The following is a 17114-nucleotide window of genomic DNA, read 5'->3' as shown; positions in this document are numbered from 1 at the left end:
TAACTGACGGTCAGCCAAGCGAGAGAGCACGATGCCCCAAGCCGCCCAGATGTCTCCTGTCCCTGACGCTCCGGGGCAATCGTCGTCCGTAGAGCAGGCAAGCCGGCTTGGCCTTGAGCAGGCGTTTGCCTTGTTCAACCAGATGTCGAGCCAACTTACCGACTCCTACAGCATGCTTGAAGCGCGAGTCACCGAACTCAAGGGTGAGTTGGCGGTGGTCAGTGCCCAGCGCATGCAGGAGTTGGCGGAAAAAGAACGCCTGGCCAATCGCCTGCAAAACCTCCTTGATCTGCTGCCGGGTGGCGTCATCGTCATCGACGGCCAGGGCATGGTCCGTGAGGCCAACCCGGCGGCCTGCGAATTGCTCGGCCTGCCCCTCGAAGGGCAGCTGTGGCGCCAGGTCATTGCCCGCTGCTTTGCACCGCGTGAAGACGACGGTCATGAAATCTCCCTCAAGGACGGGCGGCGCCTGTCGATTGCCACGCGCTCGCTGGATGCCGAGCCGGGGCAGTTGGTGCTGCTCAACGACCTGACTGAAACCCGTCACCTGCAAGATCAGCTGGCGCGCCACGAGCGCCTGTCCTCCCTGGGGCGTATGGTTGCCTCCCTGGCCCACCAGATTCGTACGCCGTTATCGGCGGCTTTGCTGTACGCCAGTCATTTGACTGAGCAGGAGTTGCCGCTGGCCACCCAGCAGCGTTTCGCCGGGCGCCTGAAGGAACGTTTGCACGAGTTGGAGCATCAGGTGCGCGACATGTTGGTGTTCGCCCGGGGCGAGCTGCCGCTGACCGATCGCATCACCCCCAAATCCTTGTTGCAGTCGCTGCAGGCCGCCGCCTCGACCCAGGTCCAGGATGTGCCGGTCCGTTGGCAGTGCGACAGCCATGCCGGCGAGTTGCTGTGCAATCGCGACACCCTGGTCGGCGCGGTGCTCAATCTGATTGAAAATGCGATCCAGGCCAGTGCCGGCCAGGCGCGGCTCAAGGTGCACCTCTACACCCGCGATAACACCTTGCGTCTGTGCGTCAGCGACAGCGGCAGTGGTATCGAAGAGGCGGTGCTGGCGCGCCTTGGCGAGCCGTTTTTCACCACCAAGGCCAATGGAACCGGCCTTGGCCTGACGGTGGTCAAGGCGGTGGCCCGTGCCCATCAGGGAGAATTGCAGCTGCGCTCGCGTTCGGGGCGTGGAACCTGTGCGCTGGTGACCTTGCCGTTGTTCTCCAGCGCTCACGCAACGGAGTGAAAGTAATGGCGATCAAGGTGTTACTGGTTGAAGACGATCGTGCCCTGCGCGAGGCCCTGGCGGACACGCTGCTGCTGGCGGGTCATGACTACAAGGCGGTCGGCAGTGCCGAAGACGCCCTGGACGCGGTGGCCAGCGAATCGTTCAGCCTGGTGGTCAGTGACGTCAACATGCCGGGTATGGACGGCCATCAGTTGCTCAATGTGTTGCGCTCGCGCCAACCGCAATTGCCGGTGTTGTTGATGACTGCCCACGGCGCTGTCGAGCGCGCGGTGGATGCCATGCGTCAAGGCGCCGCGGATTACCTGGTCAAGCCCTTCGAACCCAAGGCTCTGCTCGACCTGGTGGCACGCCATGCCCTGGGCTGTCTGGGGGCTGCGGAAGGCGAGGGGCCGGTGGCGTTCGAGCCGGCCAGTGCGCAGTTGCTGGAATTGGCCGCGCGGGTCGCCAGAAGTGACTCCACGGTGTTGATTTCCGGCGAGTCGGGCACGGGCAAGGAGGTGCTGGCGCGGTATATCCACCAGCATTCCGGCCGTGCCAGCCAGCCGTTTATCGCCATTAACTGTGCGGCGATTCCCGACAACATGCTCGAAGCGACGTTGTTCGGTCACGAGAAAGGCTCGTTTACCGGCGCCATCTCGGCCCAGGCCGGCAAGTTCGAGCAGGCCGATGGCGGCACTATTCTGCTCGATGAAATTTCCGAAATGCCCCTGGGCCTGCAAGCCAAATTACTGCGTGTGCTGCAGGAGCGAGAAGTGGAGCGGGTCGGGGCGCGCAAGCCGATCACCCTGGATATCCGCGTGGTGGCTACCACCAACCGGGATCTGGCCGCTGAAGTGGCGGCCGGGCGTTTCCGTGAGGATCTGTACTACCGGTTGTCGGTGTTTCCCCTGGCCTGGAGCCCGCTGCGCGAGCGCACCGCCGACATCCTGCCGCTGGCCGAGCGGCTGCTGGCCAAGCACGTCAATAAAATGAAACACGCCGCGGCGCGGTTGTCGCCCGAGGCCCAGGCCTGCCTGATCGGTTACCCATGGCCGGGCAACGTGCGTGAGTTGGACAACGCCATTCAGCGCGCGCTGATCCTGCAGCAGGGCGGCCTGATTCAACCCCAGGACTTCTGCCTTGCCGGCCCCGTGGCCTGCGCCCCGCTGCCGTCGCTGGCGCCCCGGACCCAGGTTGCGGAGCGGGCGCAGGTGAAAGAGCTCGAGGCAGGGGCGGGTGAATCGGCGGGTGCGCTGGGGGATGACCTGCGGCGGCGCGAGTTCCAGATGATCATCGACACCTTGCGCTCCGAGCGCGGGCGTCGCAAAGAGGCGGCCGAGCGCCTGGGCATCAGCCCACGCACGCTGCGCTACAAGTTGGCGCAGATGCGTGATGCGGGAATGGATGTCGAGGCCTATCTGTTTGCAACATGAATCGTTTCACACTAGGCCCGGGATGGGCTTTTGTTCGGCGTGGCCATGGAGCTGGCACCCTTGTTGCTAACACCTCACTAACCGCTGAGTGAGTGTCAAAAAATTGCGGGTCGTCAGAGAGAGTAGAGCATGAGCCAGGGTATTGAATTTAATCGATTGATGTTGGACATGCGGGCCATGCAAATGGACGCCATGTCTCAGCCAAAATCGGCCGCCGTGCCACAAATCAGCGGCAGCAGCTTCTCCGACATGCTCGGGCAAGCGGTGAACAAGGTCAGCGATACCCAGCAGGCTTCCAACCAGTTGGCCAGCGCCTTCGAGATTGGCAAAAGCGGCGTGGATCTGACCGATGTGATGATTTCCTCACAGAAAGCCAGTGTGTCGTTCCAGGCGTTGACCCAGGTGCGCAACAAGCTGGTTCAGGCGTACCAAGACATCATGCAGATGCCGGTTTAAGGACGAGATTGAGTCATGGCAGAAGCAGTCGCCGATAACGTACCGGCCAAGGCCACCCCGATAGACGGCAAACCGCCGCTGTTCGGGCTGTCCTTCCTGGAAAACCTCTCCGAGATGACCATGCTGCGTCAGGTAGGCCTTCTGGTCGGTCTGGCGGCGAGCGTGGCGATTGGTTTTGCCGTGGTGCTGTGGTCTCAGCAGCCCGATTACCGTCCGTTGTACGGCAGCCTTGCCGGCATGGATGCCAAGCAGGTGATGGACACCCTGGCCTCCGCTGACATTCCCTACACCGTCGAGCCCAACTCCGGGGCTTTGCTGGTCAAGTCCGAAGACCTGTCCCGTGCGCGCCTGAAACTCGCCGCTGCCGGCGTGGCTCCGGGTGACGGCAATATCGGCTTTGAAATTCTCGATAAGGAACAAGGCCTGGGTACCAGCCAGTTCATGGAAGCGACTCGTTATCGTCGCGGCCTGGAAGGCGAACTGGCGCGGACCATTTCCAGCCTGAACAACGTCAAGGGCGCCCGCGTGCACCTGGCGATTCCGAAAAGCTCGGTGTTTGTGCGCGACGAGCGCAAGCCCAGCGCTTCGGTACTGGTGGAACTGTATTCCGGTCGCTCCCTGGAGCCCGGCCAGGTGCTGGCGATCATCAACCTGGTGGCCACCAGCGTTCCCGAGCTGAGCAAGTCGCAGATCACCGTGGTCGACCAGAAGGGCAACCTGCTCTCCGATCTCGCGGAAAACTCCGAACTGACCATGGCCGGCAAGCAATTCGATTACAGCCGCCGCATGGAAAGCATGCTGACCCAGCGGGTGCACAACATCCTGCAGCCGGTGCTGGGTAACGATCGCTACAAGGCTGAAGTGTCCGCTGATGTGGACTTCAGCGCGGTCGAATCGACGTCCGAGCAGTTCAACCCGGACCAGCCTGCGCTGCGCAGCGAGCAGTCGGTCAACGAACAACGCACCGCCAGCAATGGCCCGCAAGGTGTGCCGGGGGCCTTGAGCAACCAGCCGCCGGCGCCCGCTTCGGCGCCGCAAACCACCGGCGGCGCCACCGCTTCGGCCGGCATGGTGCAGCCAGGCCAGCCACTGCTCGACGCCAACGGCCAACAGATCATGGACCCGGCCACCGGCCAGCCGATGCTGGCACCGTATCCGGCCGACAAGCGTCAACAATCGACCAAGAATTTCGAGCTCGACCGTTCCATCAGCCACACCAAGCAGCAGCAGGGTCGCCTCAATCGCCTGTCGGTCGCCGTTGTGGTCGACGATCAGGTCAAGGTCAACGCTGCCAACGGCGAAACCAGCCGTGCGCCGTGGAGCGCCGATGAATTGGCGCGCTTCACGCGCCTGGTGCAGGACGCGGTGGGCTTCGATGCCAGTCGTGGTGACAGTGTCAGCGTGATCAACGTGCCGTTCTCGGCCGAGCGCGCTGAAGTGATTGCCGATATTCCGTTCTACTCGCAGCCGTGGTTCTGGGACATCGTCAAACAGGTGTTGGGCGTACTGTTCATCCTGTTGTTGGTGTTCGGTGTTCTGCGTCCGGTGCTCAACAACATCACCGGCGGCGGCAAAGGCAAGCAATTGGCAGGCCTGGGCAGCGATGTCGAACTGGGTGGCATGGGCGGTCTGGATGGCGAGTTGGCCAACGACCGTGTCAGCCTCGGCGGTCCGCAAAGCATCCTGCTGCCTAGCCCGAGCGAAGGCTATGACGCTCAATTGAACGCGATCAAGAGTCTGGTGGCTGAAGACCCGGGTCGTGTGGCTCAGGTCGTGAAAGAGTGGATTAACGCAGATGAGTGATAACCGAGTCGCTACCGCCAAACTGACCCGGGTCGACAAAGCCGCGATTCTGCTGCTGTCCCTGGGCTCCACCGATGCTGCGCAAGTGCTGCGCCACATGGGGCCCAAGGAGGTCCAGCGGGTGGGTGTGGCCATGGCCCAGATGGGCAACGTGCACCGCGAGCAGGTCGAACAGGTGATGAGCGAGTTTGTCGACATCGTCGGCGATCAGACCAGCCTGGGCGTAGGTTCCGATGACTACGTGCGTAAAATGCTCACCCAGGCGCTGGGCGAAGACAAGGCCAACGGCCTGATCGACCGCATCCTCCTGGGCGGCAACACCAGCGGCCTGGACAGTCTGAAGTGGATGGAGCCGCGCGCCGTGGCGGACGTGATCCGTTACGAGCACCCGCAGATCCAGGCCATCGTCGTGGCGTACCTCGACCCCGACCAGGCCGGTGAAGTGCTGGGCAACTTCGACCATAAGGCGCGCCTGGACATCATTTTGCGGGTTTCCTCGCTCAATACCGTGCAGCCTGCCGCCCTGAAAGAGCTGAACCAGATTCTCGAGAAGCAGTTCTCCGGCAACTCCAATGCCTCGCGCACCACCTTGGGTGGCATCAAGCGCGCGGCCGACATCATGAACTTCCTCGACAGCTCGATCGAAGGTCAGTTGATGGATTCGATTCGCGAAGTCGACGAAGACCTGTCCGGTCAGATCGAAGACCTCATGTTCGTCTTCAATAACCTGTCCGATGTCGACGACCGTGGAATCCAGGCGCTGTTGCGCGAAGTGTCTTCCGATGTGCTGGTGCTGGCCCTCAAGGGGTCGGACGAAGGCGTCAAGGAAAAGATCTTCAAGAACATGTCCAAGCGGGCTGCCGAACTGTTGCGCGACGACCTCGAGGCCAAGGGCCCGGTGCGCGTCAGCGATGTGGAAACCGCGCAGAAGGAAATCCTCACCATTGCCCGCCGTATGGCCGAAGCCGGAGAAATCGTTCTCGGCGGGAAGGGCGGCGAAGAAATGATCTAAGGTCGCTTTATGTCGTCCAGCAGTGATGAATCCCCCAGCGACCTGATTCGCGCCCGGGACGTCGGAGGTTTCGACGTCTGGTCGCTGCCCAGCTTCGACCCGCATCAACCCGAACCCGAGCCTGAGCCGGAAGAAGAACCGCCGGCGCAGATGGAAGAAGTGCCGCTGGATGAAGTCCAGCCACTGACCCTGGAAGAGCTCGAAAGCATTCGTCAGGAAGCCTACAACGAAGGTTTTGCCACCGGCGAAAAAGAGGGTTTCCACAGCACCACGCTCAAGGTTCGCCAGGAAGCCGACGCGGCCCTGGGCGTCAAGCTGCAAAGCCTTGAGCTGCTGATGAGCAACCTGTTCGAGCCTATCGCCGAGCAGGACGCGCAGATCGAGAAGTCCCTGGTGGGCCTGGTCAAGCATGTCGCCCGGCAAGTGATCCAGCGTGAGCTGGCGATGGACTCCACGCAGATCGAACACGTCATGCGCGAAGCCCTCAAGCTGCTGCCGCTGGGTGTGGGCAATGTGCGCCTGTACGTCAATCCGCAGGATTTCGAGCAGGTCAAAAGCCTGCGCGAACGCCATGAGGAAACCTGGCGCATCGTCGAGGACGAAGCCATGTTGCCGGGCGGCTGCCGGGTCGAGACCGAGCACAGCCGGATCGATGCGACCATCGAGACGCGTATTGCCAAGATCATGGACCAGCTCGATGACCAGTTGCACGAGCAGGTGCTGCATCCGGCGCCGGCCGACCTGAGCCTTGAGCTGGGGGCGACGGCAACGCCGGTCGCCGAGGCCGAGCCGGCCACCGAGGGCACGCCAGCGATGCCGTCGGAGCCGGGCTCGGAGCCGGATTCGGAGCCTGCCAATGCGCCTTGAGCGCACCAGCTTCGGCAAGCGCCTTGGCAGTTATGCCGAGGCCAGCGAATTGCCTGGCCAACCCATTCTCGAAGGGCGCCTGTTGCGCATGGTGGGCCTGACCCTCGAAGCCGAGGGCCTGCGCGCCGCCATGGGCACTCGCTGCCTGGTGATCAACGACGACAGCTACCACCCGGTACAGGTCGAGGCCGAGGTCATGGGCTTCTCCGGCGCGAAGGTGTTTCTGATGCCGGTGGGCAGCGTCGCTGGCATCGCCCCGGGAGCCCGCGTGGTGCCCCTGGCGGATACCGGGCGCCTGCCGATGGGCATGAGCATGCTCGGGCGGGTGCTTGACGGTGCCGGTCGCGCCTTGGATGGCAAGGGCGGAATGAAGGCCGAAGACTGGGTGCCCATGGATGGCCCGACCATCAACCCACTCAAGCGCGACCCCATCAGCCAGCCCCTTGACGTTGGCATTCGTTCGATCAACGGTTTATTGACGGTCGGCCGCGGCCAGCGCCTGGGCCTGTTCGCCGGTACCGGCGTGGGCAAGAGTGTGCTGCTGGGCATGATGACCCGCTTCACAGAGGCCGACATTATCGTGGTCGGGTTGATCGGCGAGCGGGGTCGTGAGGTCAAGGAATTCATCGAGCACATCCTCGGTGAAGAAGGGCTCAAGCGTTCGGTGGTAGTCGCTTCGCCCGCCGACGATGCGCCGCTGATGCGCCTGCGTGCAGCCATGTACTGCACGCGGATCGCCGAATATTTTCGCGACAAGGGCAAGAATGTCCTGTTGCTGATGGACTCCCTGACCCGTTTTGCCCAGGCCCAGCGGGAAATCGCCCTGGCCATCGGCGAGCCGCCGGCGACCAAGGGCTATCCGCCTTCGGTATTCGCCAAGCTGCCGAAGTTGGTGGAGCGCGCCGGTAATGCCGAGGCCGGGGGTGGTTCGATCACCGCGTTCTATACCGTGCTGTCCGAAGGCGATGACCAGCAGGACCCGATCGCCGACGCGGCGCGGGGCGTGCTCGACGGCCATATCGTGCTGTCGCGGCGCCTGGCCGAAGAAGGTCATTACCCGGCCATCGATATCGAAGCCTCCATCAGCCGGGTCATGCCGGCGGTGGTGACCCCCGAGCACATGAATCGGGCCCAGTACTTCAAGCAGCTGTGGTCGCGCTACCAGCAGGCGCGCGACCTGATCAGCGTCGGCGCCTATGTGCCGGGCGGCGACCGGGAAACCGATACCGCAATCGCCTTGCAGCCGTCGATGGTGGTGTACCTGCGCCAAGGCCTGAACGACAGCATCAGCCTGGGCGAAAGCGAGACCCATCTGGAGATGGTCTTCGCTCCCGCGCCCGGGGGTTGATAGGCCATGGCTAACAGCCGCGCCGCGCGCCTGGCGCCGGTGGTCGACATGGCGCAAAACGCCGAACGCACCGCCGCCCAGCGCCTGGGGCACTTCCAGGGCCAGGTGCGTCTGGCGGAAAGCAAGCTCGGCGACCTTGAGCGCTTCCGTAGCGAATACCAGCAGCAATGGATCGACCGTGGCAGCCACGGCGTGTCCGGGCAGTGGCTGATGAATTACCAGCACTTCCTCAACCAGCTGGAAACGGCCGTGGCCCAGCAGCGCCAGAGCCTGGTCTGGCACCAGACCAACCTCAATCGTGCGCGGGAGACCTGGCAGCAGGCCTATGCCCGGGTCGAAGGGCTGCGCAAGCTGGTGCAGCGTTATGTCGATGAGGCCAGGCAGTTGGAAGACAAGCGCGAACAGAAGCTGCTCGATGAACTTTCCCAGCGCCTGCCCCGTCAAGATCAGTACTGATCCGCGCATTTTGCTACTGCGAGTTGTCCATGTGCCGTGGGGGTGCTAAACCTTCTGCACGTTGCCAATGACAAGGAAGCAGTCTTATGTCAGTCGTTACTGAAGTGTCCCCGGATGGGCAAACGCTTACGATCTCCATCAAGGGCCGGTTCGATTTCGGTCGGCATCAGGAGTTTCGTGAGTCCTACGAGCGCCTGAATCAGAAGCCCGACTCCATCGTGGTCGACCTCAAGGACGCCACCTACCTCGACAGCTCGGCCCTGGGCATGCTGTTGCTGCTGCGTGATCACGCCGGGGGCGACGACTCCGACGTACGGGTGATCAACAGCAATTCGGATGTGCGCAAGATCCTGGCGATTTCCAACTTCGACAAACTTTTCGATATCAGTTGATCGATATGCGTTCGATGGCGCGGCCGTTGTGTGTCCTGATTGCCGAGGACGGCGCGGCCGATCGCCTGTTGCTATCGAGTATCGTCCGCCGCCAGGGGCATGAAGTGCTGACCGCCGCCAATGGCGCCGAAGCGGTGGCGCTGTTCGAACGCGAGCGGCCGCAGTTGGTGCTGATGGACGCGATCATGCCGGTGATGGACGGTTTCGAAGCGGCCCGGCAGATCAAGCAATTGGCCGGCGAAGCGCTGGTGCCGATTATTTTCCTGACCTCGATGACCGAGAGTGAAGGCCTGGCCCAATGCCTGGAGGCGGGCGGCGATGACTTTCTGGCAAAGCCCTACAACCCGGTGATCCTGGCGGCCAAGATCAAGGCCATGGATCGCCTGCGCCGCTTGCAGGACACGGTGCTCCAGCAGCGCGACCAGATCATCCGCCACCACGACTACCTGCTCAACGAGCAGCGGGTGGCCAAGGCGGTGTTCGACAAGGTGGCGCACTCCGGCTGCCTCGACGCGCCGAATATCCGTTATCTGCAATCGCCCTACGCGCTATTCAATGGCGACCTGCTGCTGGCGGCGTTCACCCCGGCCGGCGACATGCATATCCTGCTGGGGGATTTCACCGGGCACGGCTTGCCTGCGGCTGTTGGCGCCATGCCCCTGGCCGAAGTGTTCTATGGCATGACGGCCAAGGGTTATGGCCTGGCGGAAACCCTGCGGGAGATGAATGCCAAGCTCAAGCGCATCCTGCCCGTGGACATGTTCTGTTGCGCGACCCTGCTCAGCCTGAGTTTCCAGCGGCGCGCAGTGGAAGTCTGGAACGGCGGCATGCCCGATGGCTACCTGCACTGCCTGGAAAGCGGAGTGCGCACGCCGCTGGTGTCCCGGCATCTGCCCCTGGGCGTGCTTGGGGCCGACGCCTTCGACGATCGTACCGAGGTCTGGCCCATGGCCCGGGGGGATCGGGTGTTCCTGTTGTCCGACGGGGTCATCGATACCGGCGATGCCGACGATCAATTGTTTGGCGCCGAGCGCTTGCAGCAGGTGTTTGCCGCCAACCGGCACATCGACAGCCTGTTCGAGGAGATCCAGCAGGCCCTGGCCGATTTTGGCGGCCAGGTGCGTGATGATGTGAGCATGGTCGAAGTCGGCCTGCTGGAGCCGACGCAACTGCGACCGCCGAGCCTGGTGTATTCCGACAGCGGCCAGTCCTGTCCCCTGGACTGGTCGCTGAGTTTCGAATTTCGCGCGGCCACCCTCAAGCGCTACAACCCGTTGCCGTACTTGCTGCAGTTGCTGTTGGAGGTGCATGGGCTGCGGGCCCAGAGCGGGGCGCTCTACAGTGTGCTGGCCGAGTTGTATTCCAATGCCCTGGAGCACGGGGTGCTGGGCCTGGATTCGAGCCTCAAGCGAGACGCCCAGGGTTTTGCCCGTTACTACCGTGAACGTGGCGCGCGCCTGGCCGAGTTGCAGGAAGGTTTTGTCCGGGTGCATCTGCAAGTGGTTCCACAAGCGACCGGTGGTTGCCTGACCATCCGGGTCGAAGACAGTGGCAAGGGGTTTGATATCGAACGGGTCATGGCCAGGCCTCACGACACCGACCGGCTGTCCGGGCGAGGGGTGAGCCTGGTCCGGCAACTGAGCCGCCGGGCCAGTTGGTCAGACAATGGTCGCAGTGCCTGCGTGGAGTTTTCCTGGGAGGCTCAGGCATAATCCGTCGATTCTTGATCAAGGAGTGAACAAGTGGCTGAGATTCATCTGGACCACAACGTATTGAGCGCATTGCAGGAGGTCATGGAGGAGGAGTATCCGGTGCTGCTGGAGACCTTCCTCTGTGATTCCGAGGAGCGCCTGCGTGTGCTGCGTCACGCCGACGATGCCGGCGAGCTGGTCGCCACTGCCCACAGCTTCAAGGGCAGCAGCAGCAATATGGGTGCGACTCGCCTGGCGCAGTTGTGCCATGAGCTGGAGCAGCGCGCCAAACAGCCGTCGCTTTCGGGGATCGAAAAGCTGGTCGGCGAAATCGACGGTGAATTCGCCATTGTCCGCAGCCTGTGCGAGCAGGAGCGGCAGCGCTTTCACTGCTGAAGGCTTCGTGGCTGGGGAATTTATCGGGGTAAGGCAAAAGCTGGCTCGACCTTTGCAGTCTTGTCTTCTACCTGTACCTACGATCCCAGTGCAGCGGAGACCGTGTTATGCCACTTGCCCCCAATCTGCTTCTTCAGGCCGCTACACAGGCCAAGACTCAAGCCGCGTCCGCCAATACTGTGGCGAACGCTCCTGAGCCCGGGGATAAGGCCTCAAGCTTCGCCCAGGTGTACGCCAACCAGTCCCCCAGCAAGGCTCAGAGCGCCAGTGATGGCCCGCTCAAGCCGGCGCGCGACAAGGGCGCGGACACCAGTGTCAAGAAGGATGTCGCCAGCGACAAGGCTGCCGCCCCCGAGCCTGCGGTTGCCGATAGCGGCAAATCCTTGCCTGCCGACAAGGCCGCCAGCAGTGATGACAAAGCCGCCAGCGACGATTCGAGTGCCAGCGATACGCCGGTGGCCGATGCGCTGCCCGTGGATCCGACCCTCGACCCGGCCCTGCTGCAAGCCGCGCAAGCCGTGCCTGCGGTAGTGGTGGCTGAAGCAGCGCCGGCTCCGGTGGCCACGCCGCCAGAGGTTGAAGTGGCGCCGCTGGTGGCGGCGACGGTGAGCAATGCCGCGCCGGCAGTGGCGGCCGAGCCTGCGTTCGATCCCGAAGCTGATCCGCTCGATGCCTTGCCGGTCGTGCGCCTGGCCATGGAGCAGGGTGGGCATGTGTCGGCGAGCAGCCAGGCGCAACCTAAAAACGCACCGGCGACGCCAACCGATGCCGAGCCGACGTCAGCGCAGAACTTCGCCAATGGCATGGCGGGCATGCTTGACCTGCAGTCGGCCAAGGACAGCACCGAGCAAGGCGGCGACAAGGCCTTCAGCGGCCTGATCGACGATGGCCTGAAGGACCTGAAAAGCGCCTCCAGCGATACCCGGGTCGACGACTTCGCCAACCGCCTGGCGGCACTGACTCAGGCGGCCACGCCCAAGACCGCCAATGCGATCCCGGTGAATCAGCCATTGGCCATGCACCAGAGCGGCTGGACCGAAGAAGTGGTGAACCGGGTCATGTACCTCTCTGCCACCAACCTCAAGTCGGCGGAGATCCAGTTGCAACCGGCTGAGCTGGGGCGCCTGGACATCCGGGTCAATATGATTCCGGACCAGCAGACCCAGGTCAGCTTCATGAGTGCCCACGCCGGTGTGCGTGAGGCTCTGGAAGGGCAGATGCACCGCCTGCGGGATATGTTCAGCCAGCAGGGCATGGGCCAGGTTGACGTCAACGTGTCTGATCAGTCCCGTGGCTGGCAGGGGCAGGAGCAGCAGGCCCAACAAGGCCAGAACCGCAGCAGCGGCAGCAGTGCCAATGGTGGTCGCCTGGACGCCATGGATGATGAAACGCCCCAGGGCGTCGCGGAAATCGCCGCCAGCACCACGTCCGTGGTTGGCTCCAGTGCCGTGGACTATTACGCCTGACGTCCAGCGCACCACCTTGTTCGCCGTGCGGGTCGCCCTGACCCGCGCGAGCCGCGTTGCCTGCCGAATATCACGACCGTTGTAGCGGCTGCCGAAGGCGGCGCCGGCCCGCCTGAGCACCGTCATGCGCTCGGTGGATACCGTCGTTCATCACCACCGGCGTCCGCTGCCGGCTGCGGCGATGGTGGGGCGTGTATCAAGGCAATGACCGTTCTGACAAATCTGGCATAACACTTGCTCTTGCCTAGGCGTGCAACTGTGAAAACCCGAATAGTGACGGATTATTGGCATGGCGAAGAGCGAAGCAGCAGAGAAACCCCCCGCAGGGAAAAGCAAACTCAAGCTTATCCTCTTGATTGTTGTCGCTTTGTTGTTGGCGATCGGCTTGTCCGTCGGGGCAACCTGGTACTTCATGCACAGTGCCCAGAGCAAGCCCGCGCCGACCCCGGAAGCGGCCAGCAACGTCAAGCCGGCGGCGATCTACGAGTCGATGGCGCCAGCCTTTGTGGCCAACTTCAACCAGAACGGTCGGCAGCGTTACATGCAGGTGAGCATTACCCTGCTGGCGCGTAACCAGGCCGATCTGGATGCGCTCAAAGTCCACATGCCGGTGATCCGCAATAATTTAGTGATGCTGTTCTCCGGGCAGAGCTTTGACACCCTTGCGACCCCGGTCGGCCAGGAAATGCTGCGCCAGAAGGCCACCGCCAGCGTGCAGGAAGTGGCGCAGAAAGAGGTCGGCAAAGTGGTGGTCGAACAGTTGCTCTTCACTAACTTCGTACTGCAGTAGGAACTCGACATGGCCGTGCAGGACCTGCTGTCCCAGGATGAGATCGATGCGCTGTTGCATGGTGTCGATGATGGTCTGGTACAGACCGATAGTGCTGCCGAGCCCGGCAGCATCAAAAGCTACGACCTGACCAGCCAGGATCGCATCGTCCGTGGACGCATGCCGACCCTGGAAATGATCAACGAGCGTTTTGCCCGTTACACCCGTATCAGCATGTTCAACATGCTGCGCCGTTCGGCGGATGTGGCGGTGGGCGGTGTGCAGGTGATGAAGTTCGGCGAGTACGTGCATTCGCTGTACGTGCCTACCAGCCTCAACCTGGTGAAGATCAAGCCCTTGCGCGGCACGGCCTTGTTCATCCTCGACGCCAAGCTGGTGTTCAAGCTGGTGGACAACTTCTTCGGCGGTGACGGCCGTCACGCCAAGATCGAAGGTCGCGAGTTCACCCCGACCGAGTTGCGTGTGGTGCGGATGGTGCTGGAGCAGGCCTTCATCGACTTGAAGGAGGCCTGGCAGGCGATCATGGAAGTCAATTTCGAGTACATCAACTCGGAAGTGAACCCGGCCATGGCCAACATCGTCGGCCCGAGTGAAGCCATTGTGGTGTCGACCTTCCATATCGAACTCGACGGCGGTGGCGGCGACCTGCACGTGACCATGCCGTACTCGATGATCGAGCCGGTGCGCGAGATGCTCGACGCCGGCTTCCAGTCCGACCTCGATGACCAGGACGAGCGCTGGAGCAAGGCGCTGCGTGAAGACGTGCTGGATGTCGATGTACCGCTAAGCGCCACCGTGGCCCGTCGCCAATTGCGCCTGCGGGACATTCTGCACATGCAGCCGGGTGATGTGATCCCGGTTGAATTGCCGGACGAAATGATCATGCGCGCCAATGGCGTGCCGGCCTTCAAGGTCAAGCTGGGCTCCCACAAGGGCAATCTGGCCCTGCAAGTGGTCGAGCCGATCGGGCGCCGCTAAGCGGCGCCTCACTCTTTTGCTTTTAAACGACTGCTTCTGATTGAAGAGTTGCCCGCCGAGGACAAATGATGGCTAACGATATGAATTCCCAAGACGACCAGGCCCTGGCCGATGAGTGGGCTGCGGCCCTGGAAGAAACCGGTGACGCTGGCCAGGACGATATCGATGCCTTGCTGGCCGCCGATGCCGGCAATGCGTCGGCCCCCGGCCGCCTGCCGATGGAAGAGTTCGGCAGCGTGCCGAAGAACCACGAACCCGTAACCCTGGAAGGCCCGAACCTGGACGTGATCCTGGATATTCCAGTGTCGATCTCCATGGAAGTGGGCAGCACCGATATTAATATTCGCAACCTGTTGCAGCTCAACCAGGGGTCGGTGATCGAGCTCGATCGTCTGGCCGGCGAGCCGCTGGATGTGCTGGTCAATGGCACCCTGATCGCCCATGGCGAAGTGGTCGTGGTCAACGAGAAGTTCGGCATCCGCCTGACTGACGTGATCAGCCCCAGCGAACGCATCAAGAAGCTGCGCTGAGTGAAAAGGTTTCTCGGTGTGTTGCTGGCCCTGCCGGCCATGGTCATGGCGGCCGAGCCCGTGGCGTCGACCGCGGCGCCCTTGCCTGTCGGCAGTGGCAGCGTGGCCGGGCAATTGAGTCAGCTGGTGCTGGGCCTGTTGCTGGTGCTGGGGCTGATTTTCTTCCTGGCCTGGTTGCTGCGCCGTGTGCAGCGGGCAGGGCCTGCGGGCAAGGGCCAGGTGATCGACCTGATCGGCTCCCGCGCCCTGGGGCCGCGTGATCGGCTGCTGCTGGTGCAGATCGGCAACGAGCAGATCCTGCTTGGCCTGACGCCGGGCAGCATCACCGCCTTGCACGTGATGAAAGAGCCGGTGCAGGTGCCCAGTACCGAGCAGGCGACACCCGAGTTTGCCCAGCGCCTGATGGAGCTGTTGGGCAAGGATCAGAAGGATAAGAAGTAATGGCATTGCGCATCATCTTTACCCTGGCGCTGATGCTGGCCGCGCCGTTGGTGTTCGCGGCCGACCCGCTGTCGATTCCGGCCATTACCCTGGGGACCGGGGCCAACGGCCAGCAGGAGTACTCGGTCAGCCTGCAAATCCTGCTGATCATGACCGCGCTGAGTTTTATCCCGGCGTTCGTCATGCTGATGACCAGCTTTACCCGGATCATCATCGTCTTCTCGATTCTGCGTCAGGCCCTGGGCTTGCAGCAGACGCCGTCGAACCAGATTCTCACCGGCATGGCGCTGTTCTTGACCATGTTCATCATGGCCCCGGTATTCGACCGGGTGAACCAGGATGCGCTGCAGCCTTACCTCGCGGAAAAGCTCTCGGCTCAGGATGCGGTGGCCAAGGCCCAGGTGCCGATCAAGGACTTCATGCTGGCGCAGACCCGCAGCAGCGACCTGGAGCTGTTTATGCGTCTGTCCAAGCGCACGGATATCGCATCCCCCGATCAGGCGCCGTTGACCATCCTGGTGCCGGCCTTTGTCACCTCGGAGCTGAAGACCGCGTTCCAGATCGGTTTCATGATTTTCATCCCGTTCCTGATCATCGACCTGGTGGTGGCCAGCGTGCTGATGGCCATGGGCATGATGATGCTGTCGCCGCTGATCATTTCCCTGCCGTTCAAGATCATGCTGTTCGTCCTGGTGGATGGCTGGGCCCTGATCATCGGCACCTTGGCGGGCAGTTTCGGTGGTGTCTAAACCTTGTTTTCGGGTAATGCACAATGACTCCTGAAGTTGCGGTAGACCTGTTTCGTGAAGCGCTGTGGCTGACCACCATGATGGTTGCGGTGCTGGTGGTCCCCAGTCTGCTGGTGGGGCTGGTGGTGGCGATGTTCCAGGCCGCGACCCAGATCAACGAACAGACCCTGAGCTTTCTGCCGCGCCTGATCGTGATGCTGATCACGCTGATCGTCGCCGGCCCCTGGCTGGTGCAGACCTTCATGGAATACATCCTGCAGCTGTACGGCAGTATTCCGCAGTTGATCGGCTGACCCATGTCCTTGCTGGCGTTGACCGACACCCAGATCAGTACCTGGGTCGCGACCTTCATGTTGCCGCTGTTTCGCATCACGGCGGTGCTGATGACCATGCCGATCTTCGGTACGACTCTGGTGCCGCGGCGGGTGCGCCTGTATTTCGCGGTGGCGATCACTGTGGTGTTGGTGCCTGCCTTGCCGCCGATGCCCGAGGTCCGCGCACTGGACTTGAGCGCGCTGTTGTTGATCGGCGAACAGGTGATCATCGGCGCGCTGCTGGGCTTTTCCCTGCAGCTGTTCTTTCAGGCCTTTGTGGTGGCCGGGCAGATCATTTCGATTCAGATGGGCATGGGCTTCGCCTCGATGGTCGACCCTACCAACGGCGTCTCGGCGGCGGTGATCGGGCAGTTCCTGACCATGCTCGTGACCTTGCTGTTCCTGGGCATGAACGGCCATCTGGTGGTGTTCGAGGTGCTGACCGAAAGCTTCACCACCTTGCCGGTGGGCAGCGGCATGCTGGTCAATCATTTCTGGGAGCTGGCGGGCAAGCTCGGCTGGGTGCTGGGGGCGGCGATGTTGCTGGTGTTGCCGGCGATCACCGCACTACTGGTGGTGAACATCGCCTTTGGCATCATGACCCGCGCCGCGCCGCAACTGAACATCTTCTCTATCGGCTTTCCCTTGACCCTGGTGCTGGGCTTGGTGATTTTCTGGGTCACCCTCGGCGATATCCTCAATCAGTACCAGCCGCTGGCCGTTGAAGCCTTGCAGCTGTTGCGCAGTTTGGCTCAGGCGCGTTAGCC

General features: G+C 62.6%; 19 protein-coding genes. All 19 read left to right on the top strand.

Going from position 1 to position 17114, the window contains the following annotated elements; translation table 11 throughout:
• Window positions 1–49: 49 nt before the first annotated feature.
• Window positions 50–1243 (top strand): PAS domain-containing sensor histidine kinase, encoded by a 1194-nt coding sequence (locus CF161_RS24420; protein ID WP_177326800.1) that lies wholly within the window; start codon window positions 50–52, stop codon window positions 1241–1243.
• Between the two features lie 5 nt (window positions 1244–1248).
• A complete protein-coding gene (gene fleR, locus CF161_RS24415) occupies window positions 1249–2658 on the top strand; it encodes a sigma-54-dependent response regulator transcription factor FleR (protein WP_020299296.1) in 1410 nt (469 codons plus the stop codon).
• A gap of 129 nt (window positions 2659–2787) precedes the next feature.
• Window positions 2788–3114, top strand: a complete 327-nt coding sequence (gene fliE, locus CF161_RS24410; protein WP_020299295.1) for a flagellar hook-basal body complex protein FliE — start codon at window positions 2788–2790, stop codon at window positions 3112–3114.
• A 15-nt stretch (window positions 3115–3129) separates the two neighbouring features.
• A complete protein-coding gene (gene fliF / locus CF161_RS24405; RefSeq protein WP_020299294.1) occupies window positions 3130–4917 on the top strand; it encodes a flagellar basal-body MS-ring/collar protein FliF in 1788 nt (595 codons plus the stop codon).
• Complete coding sequence (gene fliG / locus CF161_RS24400; RefSeq protein ID WP_020299293.1) at window positions 4910–5929, top strand: flagellar motor switch protein FliG; 1020 nt, start codon at window positions 4910–4912, stop codon at window positions 5927–5929. The genes fliF and fliG overlap by 8 nt, the downstream gene beginning before the upstream one ends.
• Before the next feature lie 9 nt (window positions 5930–5938).
• Complete coding sequence (fliH, locus tag CF161_RS24395) at window positions 5939–6796, top strand: flagellar assembly protein FliH (protein ID WP_020299292.1); 858 nt, start codon at window positions 5939–5941, stop codon at window positions 6794–6796.
• A complete protein-coding gene (fliI, locus tag CF161_RS24390) occupies window positions 6786–8144 on the top strand; it encodes a flagellar protein export ATPase FliI (protein WP_020299291.1) in 1359 nt (452 codons plus the stop codon). The genes fliH and fliI overlap by 11 nt, the downstream gene beginning before the upstream one ends.
• A gap of 6 nt (window positions 8145–8150) precedes the next feature.
• Window positions 8151–8600, top strand: coding sequence for a flagellar export protein FliJ (fliJ, locus tag CF161_RS24385; RefSeq protein WP_020299290.1), 450 nt, complete (start codon window positions 8151–8153; stop codon window positions 8598–8600).
• Window positions 8601–8686: 86 nt separating this feature from the next.
• Window positions 8687–8992 carry an STAS domain-containing protein gene (locus tag CF161_RS24380; RefSeq protein ID WP_020299289.1) on the top strand — a complete coding sequence of 102 codons (306 nt, stop codon included), beginning with the start codon at window positions 8687–8689 and terminating at the stop codon, window positions 8990–8992.
• Between the two features lie 5 nt (window positions 8993–8997).
• Window positions 8998–10704 (top strand): fused response regulator/phosphatase, encoded by a 1707-nt coding sequence (locus tag CF161_RS24375; protein ID WP_043230303.1) that lies wholly within the window; start codon window positions 8998–9000, stop codon window positions 10702–10704.
• Window positions 10705–10734: 30 nt separating this feature from the next.
• The gene (locus CF161_RS24370; RefSeq protein ID WP_020299287.1) at window positions 10735–11079 is read left to right on the top strand and encodes an Hpt domain-containing protein; all 345 of its coding nucleotides are present in this window, start codon (window positions 10735–10737) and stop codon (window positions 11077–11079) included.
• Between the two features lie 107 nt (window positions 11080–11186).
• A complete protein-coding gene (locus CF161_RS24365; RefSeq protein WP_043230284.1) occupies window positions 11187–12545 on the top strand; it encodes a flagellar hook-length control protein FliK in 1359 nt (452 codons plus the stop codon).
• Between the two features lie 289 nt (window positions 12546–12834).
• Window positions 12835–13335 (top strand): flagellar basal body-associated protein FliL, encoded by a 501-nt coding sequence (gene fliL, locus CF161_RS24360; protein WP_020299285.1) that lies wholly within the window; start codon window positions 12835–12837, stop codon window positions 13333–13335.
• A gap of 9 nt (window positions 13336–13344) precedes the next feature.
• Complete coding sequence (gene fliM, locus CF161_RS24355) at window positions 13345–14313, top strand: flagellar motor switch protein FliM (protein ID WP_020299284.1); 969 nt, start codon at window positions 13345–13347, stop codon at window positions 14311–14313.
• A gap of 68 nt (window positions 14314–14381) precedes the next feature.
• Window positions 14382–14843, top strand: coding sequence for a flagellar motor switch protein FliN (gene fliN, locus CF161_RS24350; RefSeq protein ID WP_043230301.1), 462 nt, complete (start codon window positions 14382–14384; stop codon window positions 14841–14843).
• 45 nt (window positions 14844–14888) lie between these two features.
• Complete coding sequence (gene fliO, locus CF161_RS24345) at window positions 14889–15284, top strand: flagellar biosynthetic protein FliO (protein WP_371106542.1); 396 nt, start codon at window positions 14889–14891, stop codon at window positions 15282–15284.
• A complete protein-coding gene (gene fliP / locus CF161_RS24340; RefSeq protein WP_020299281.1) occupies window positions 15284–16033 on the top strand; it encodes a flagellar type III secretion system pore protein FliP in 750 nt (249 codons plus the stop codon). Before fliO ends, fliP begins: the two co-directional genes overlap by 1 nt.
• Before the next feature lie 23 nt (window positions 16034–16056).
• Entirely contained in the window at window positions 16057–16326 is a 270-nt protein-coding gene (fliQ, locus tag CF161_RS24335; protein ID WP_020299280.1) for a flagellar biosynthesis protein FliQ, read from the top strand.
• 3 nt (window positions 16327–16329) lie between these two features.
• Window positions 16330–17112, top strand: coding sequence for a flagellar biosynthetic protein FliR (gene fliR, locus CF161_RS24330; RefSeq protein WP_020299279.1), 783 nt, complete (start codon window positions 16330–16332; stop codon window positions 17110–17112).
• Window positions 17113–17114 lie beyond the last annotated feature (2 nt).

The sequence above is a fragment of the Pseudomonas sp. CF161 genome, from assembly GCF_000416215.1.
In the GTDB taxonomy this organism is placed as follows: domain Bacteria; phylum Pseudomonadota; class Gammaproteobacteria; order Pseudomonadales; family Pseudomonadaceae; genus Aquipseudomonas.
This window is presented reverse-complemented; position numbering and strand designations above follow the sequence as displayed.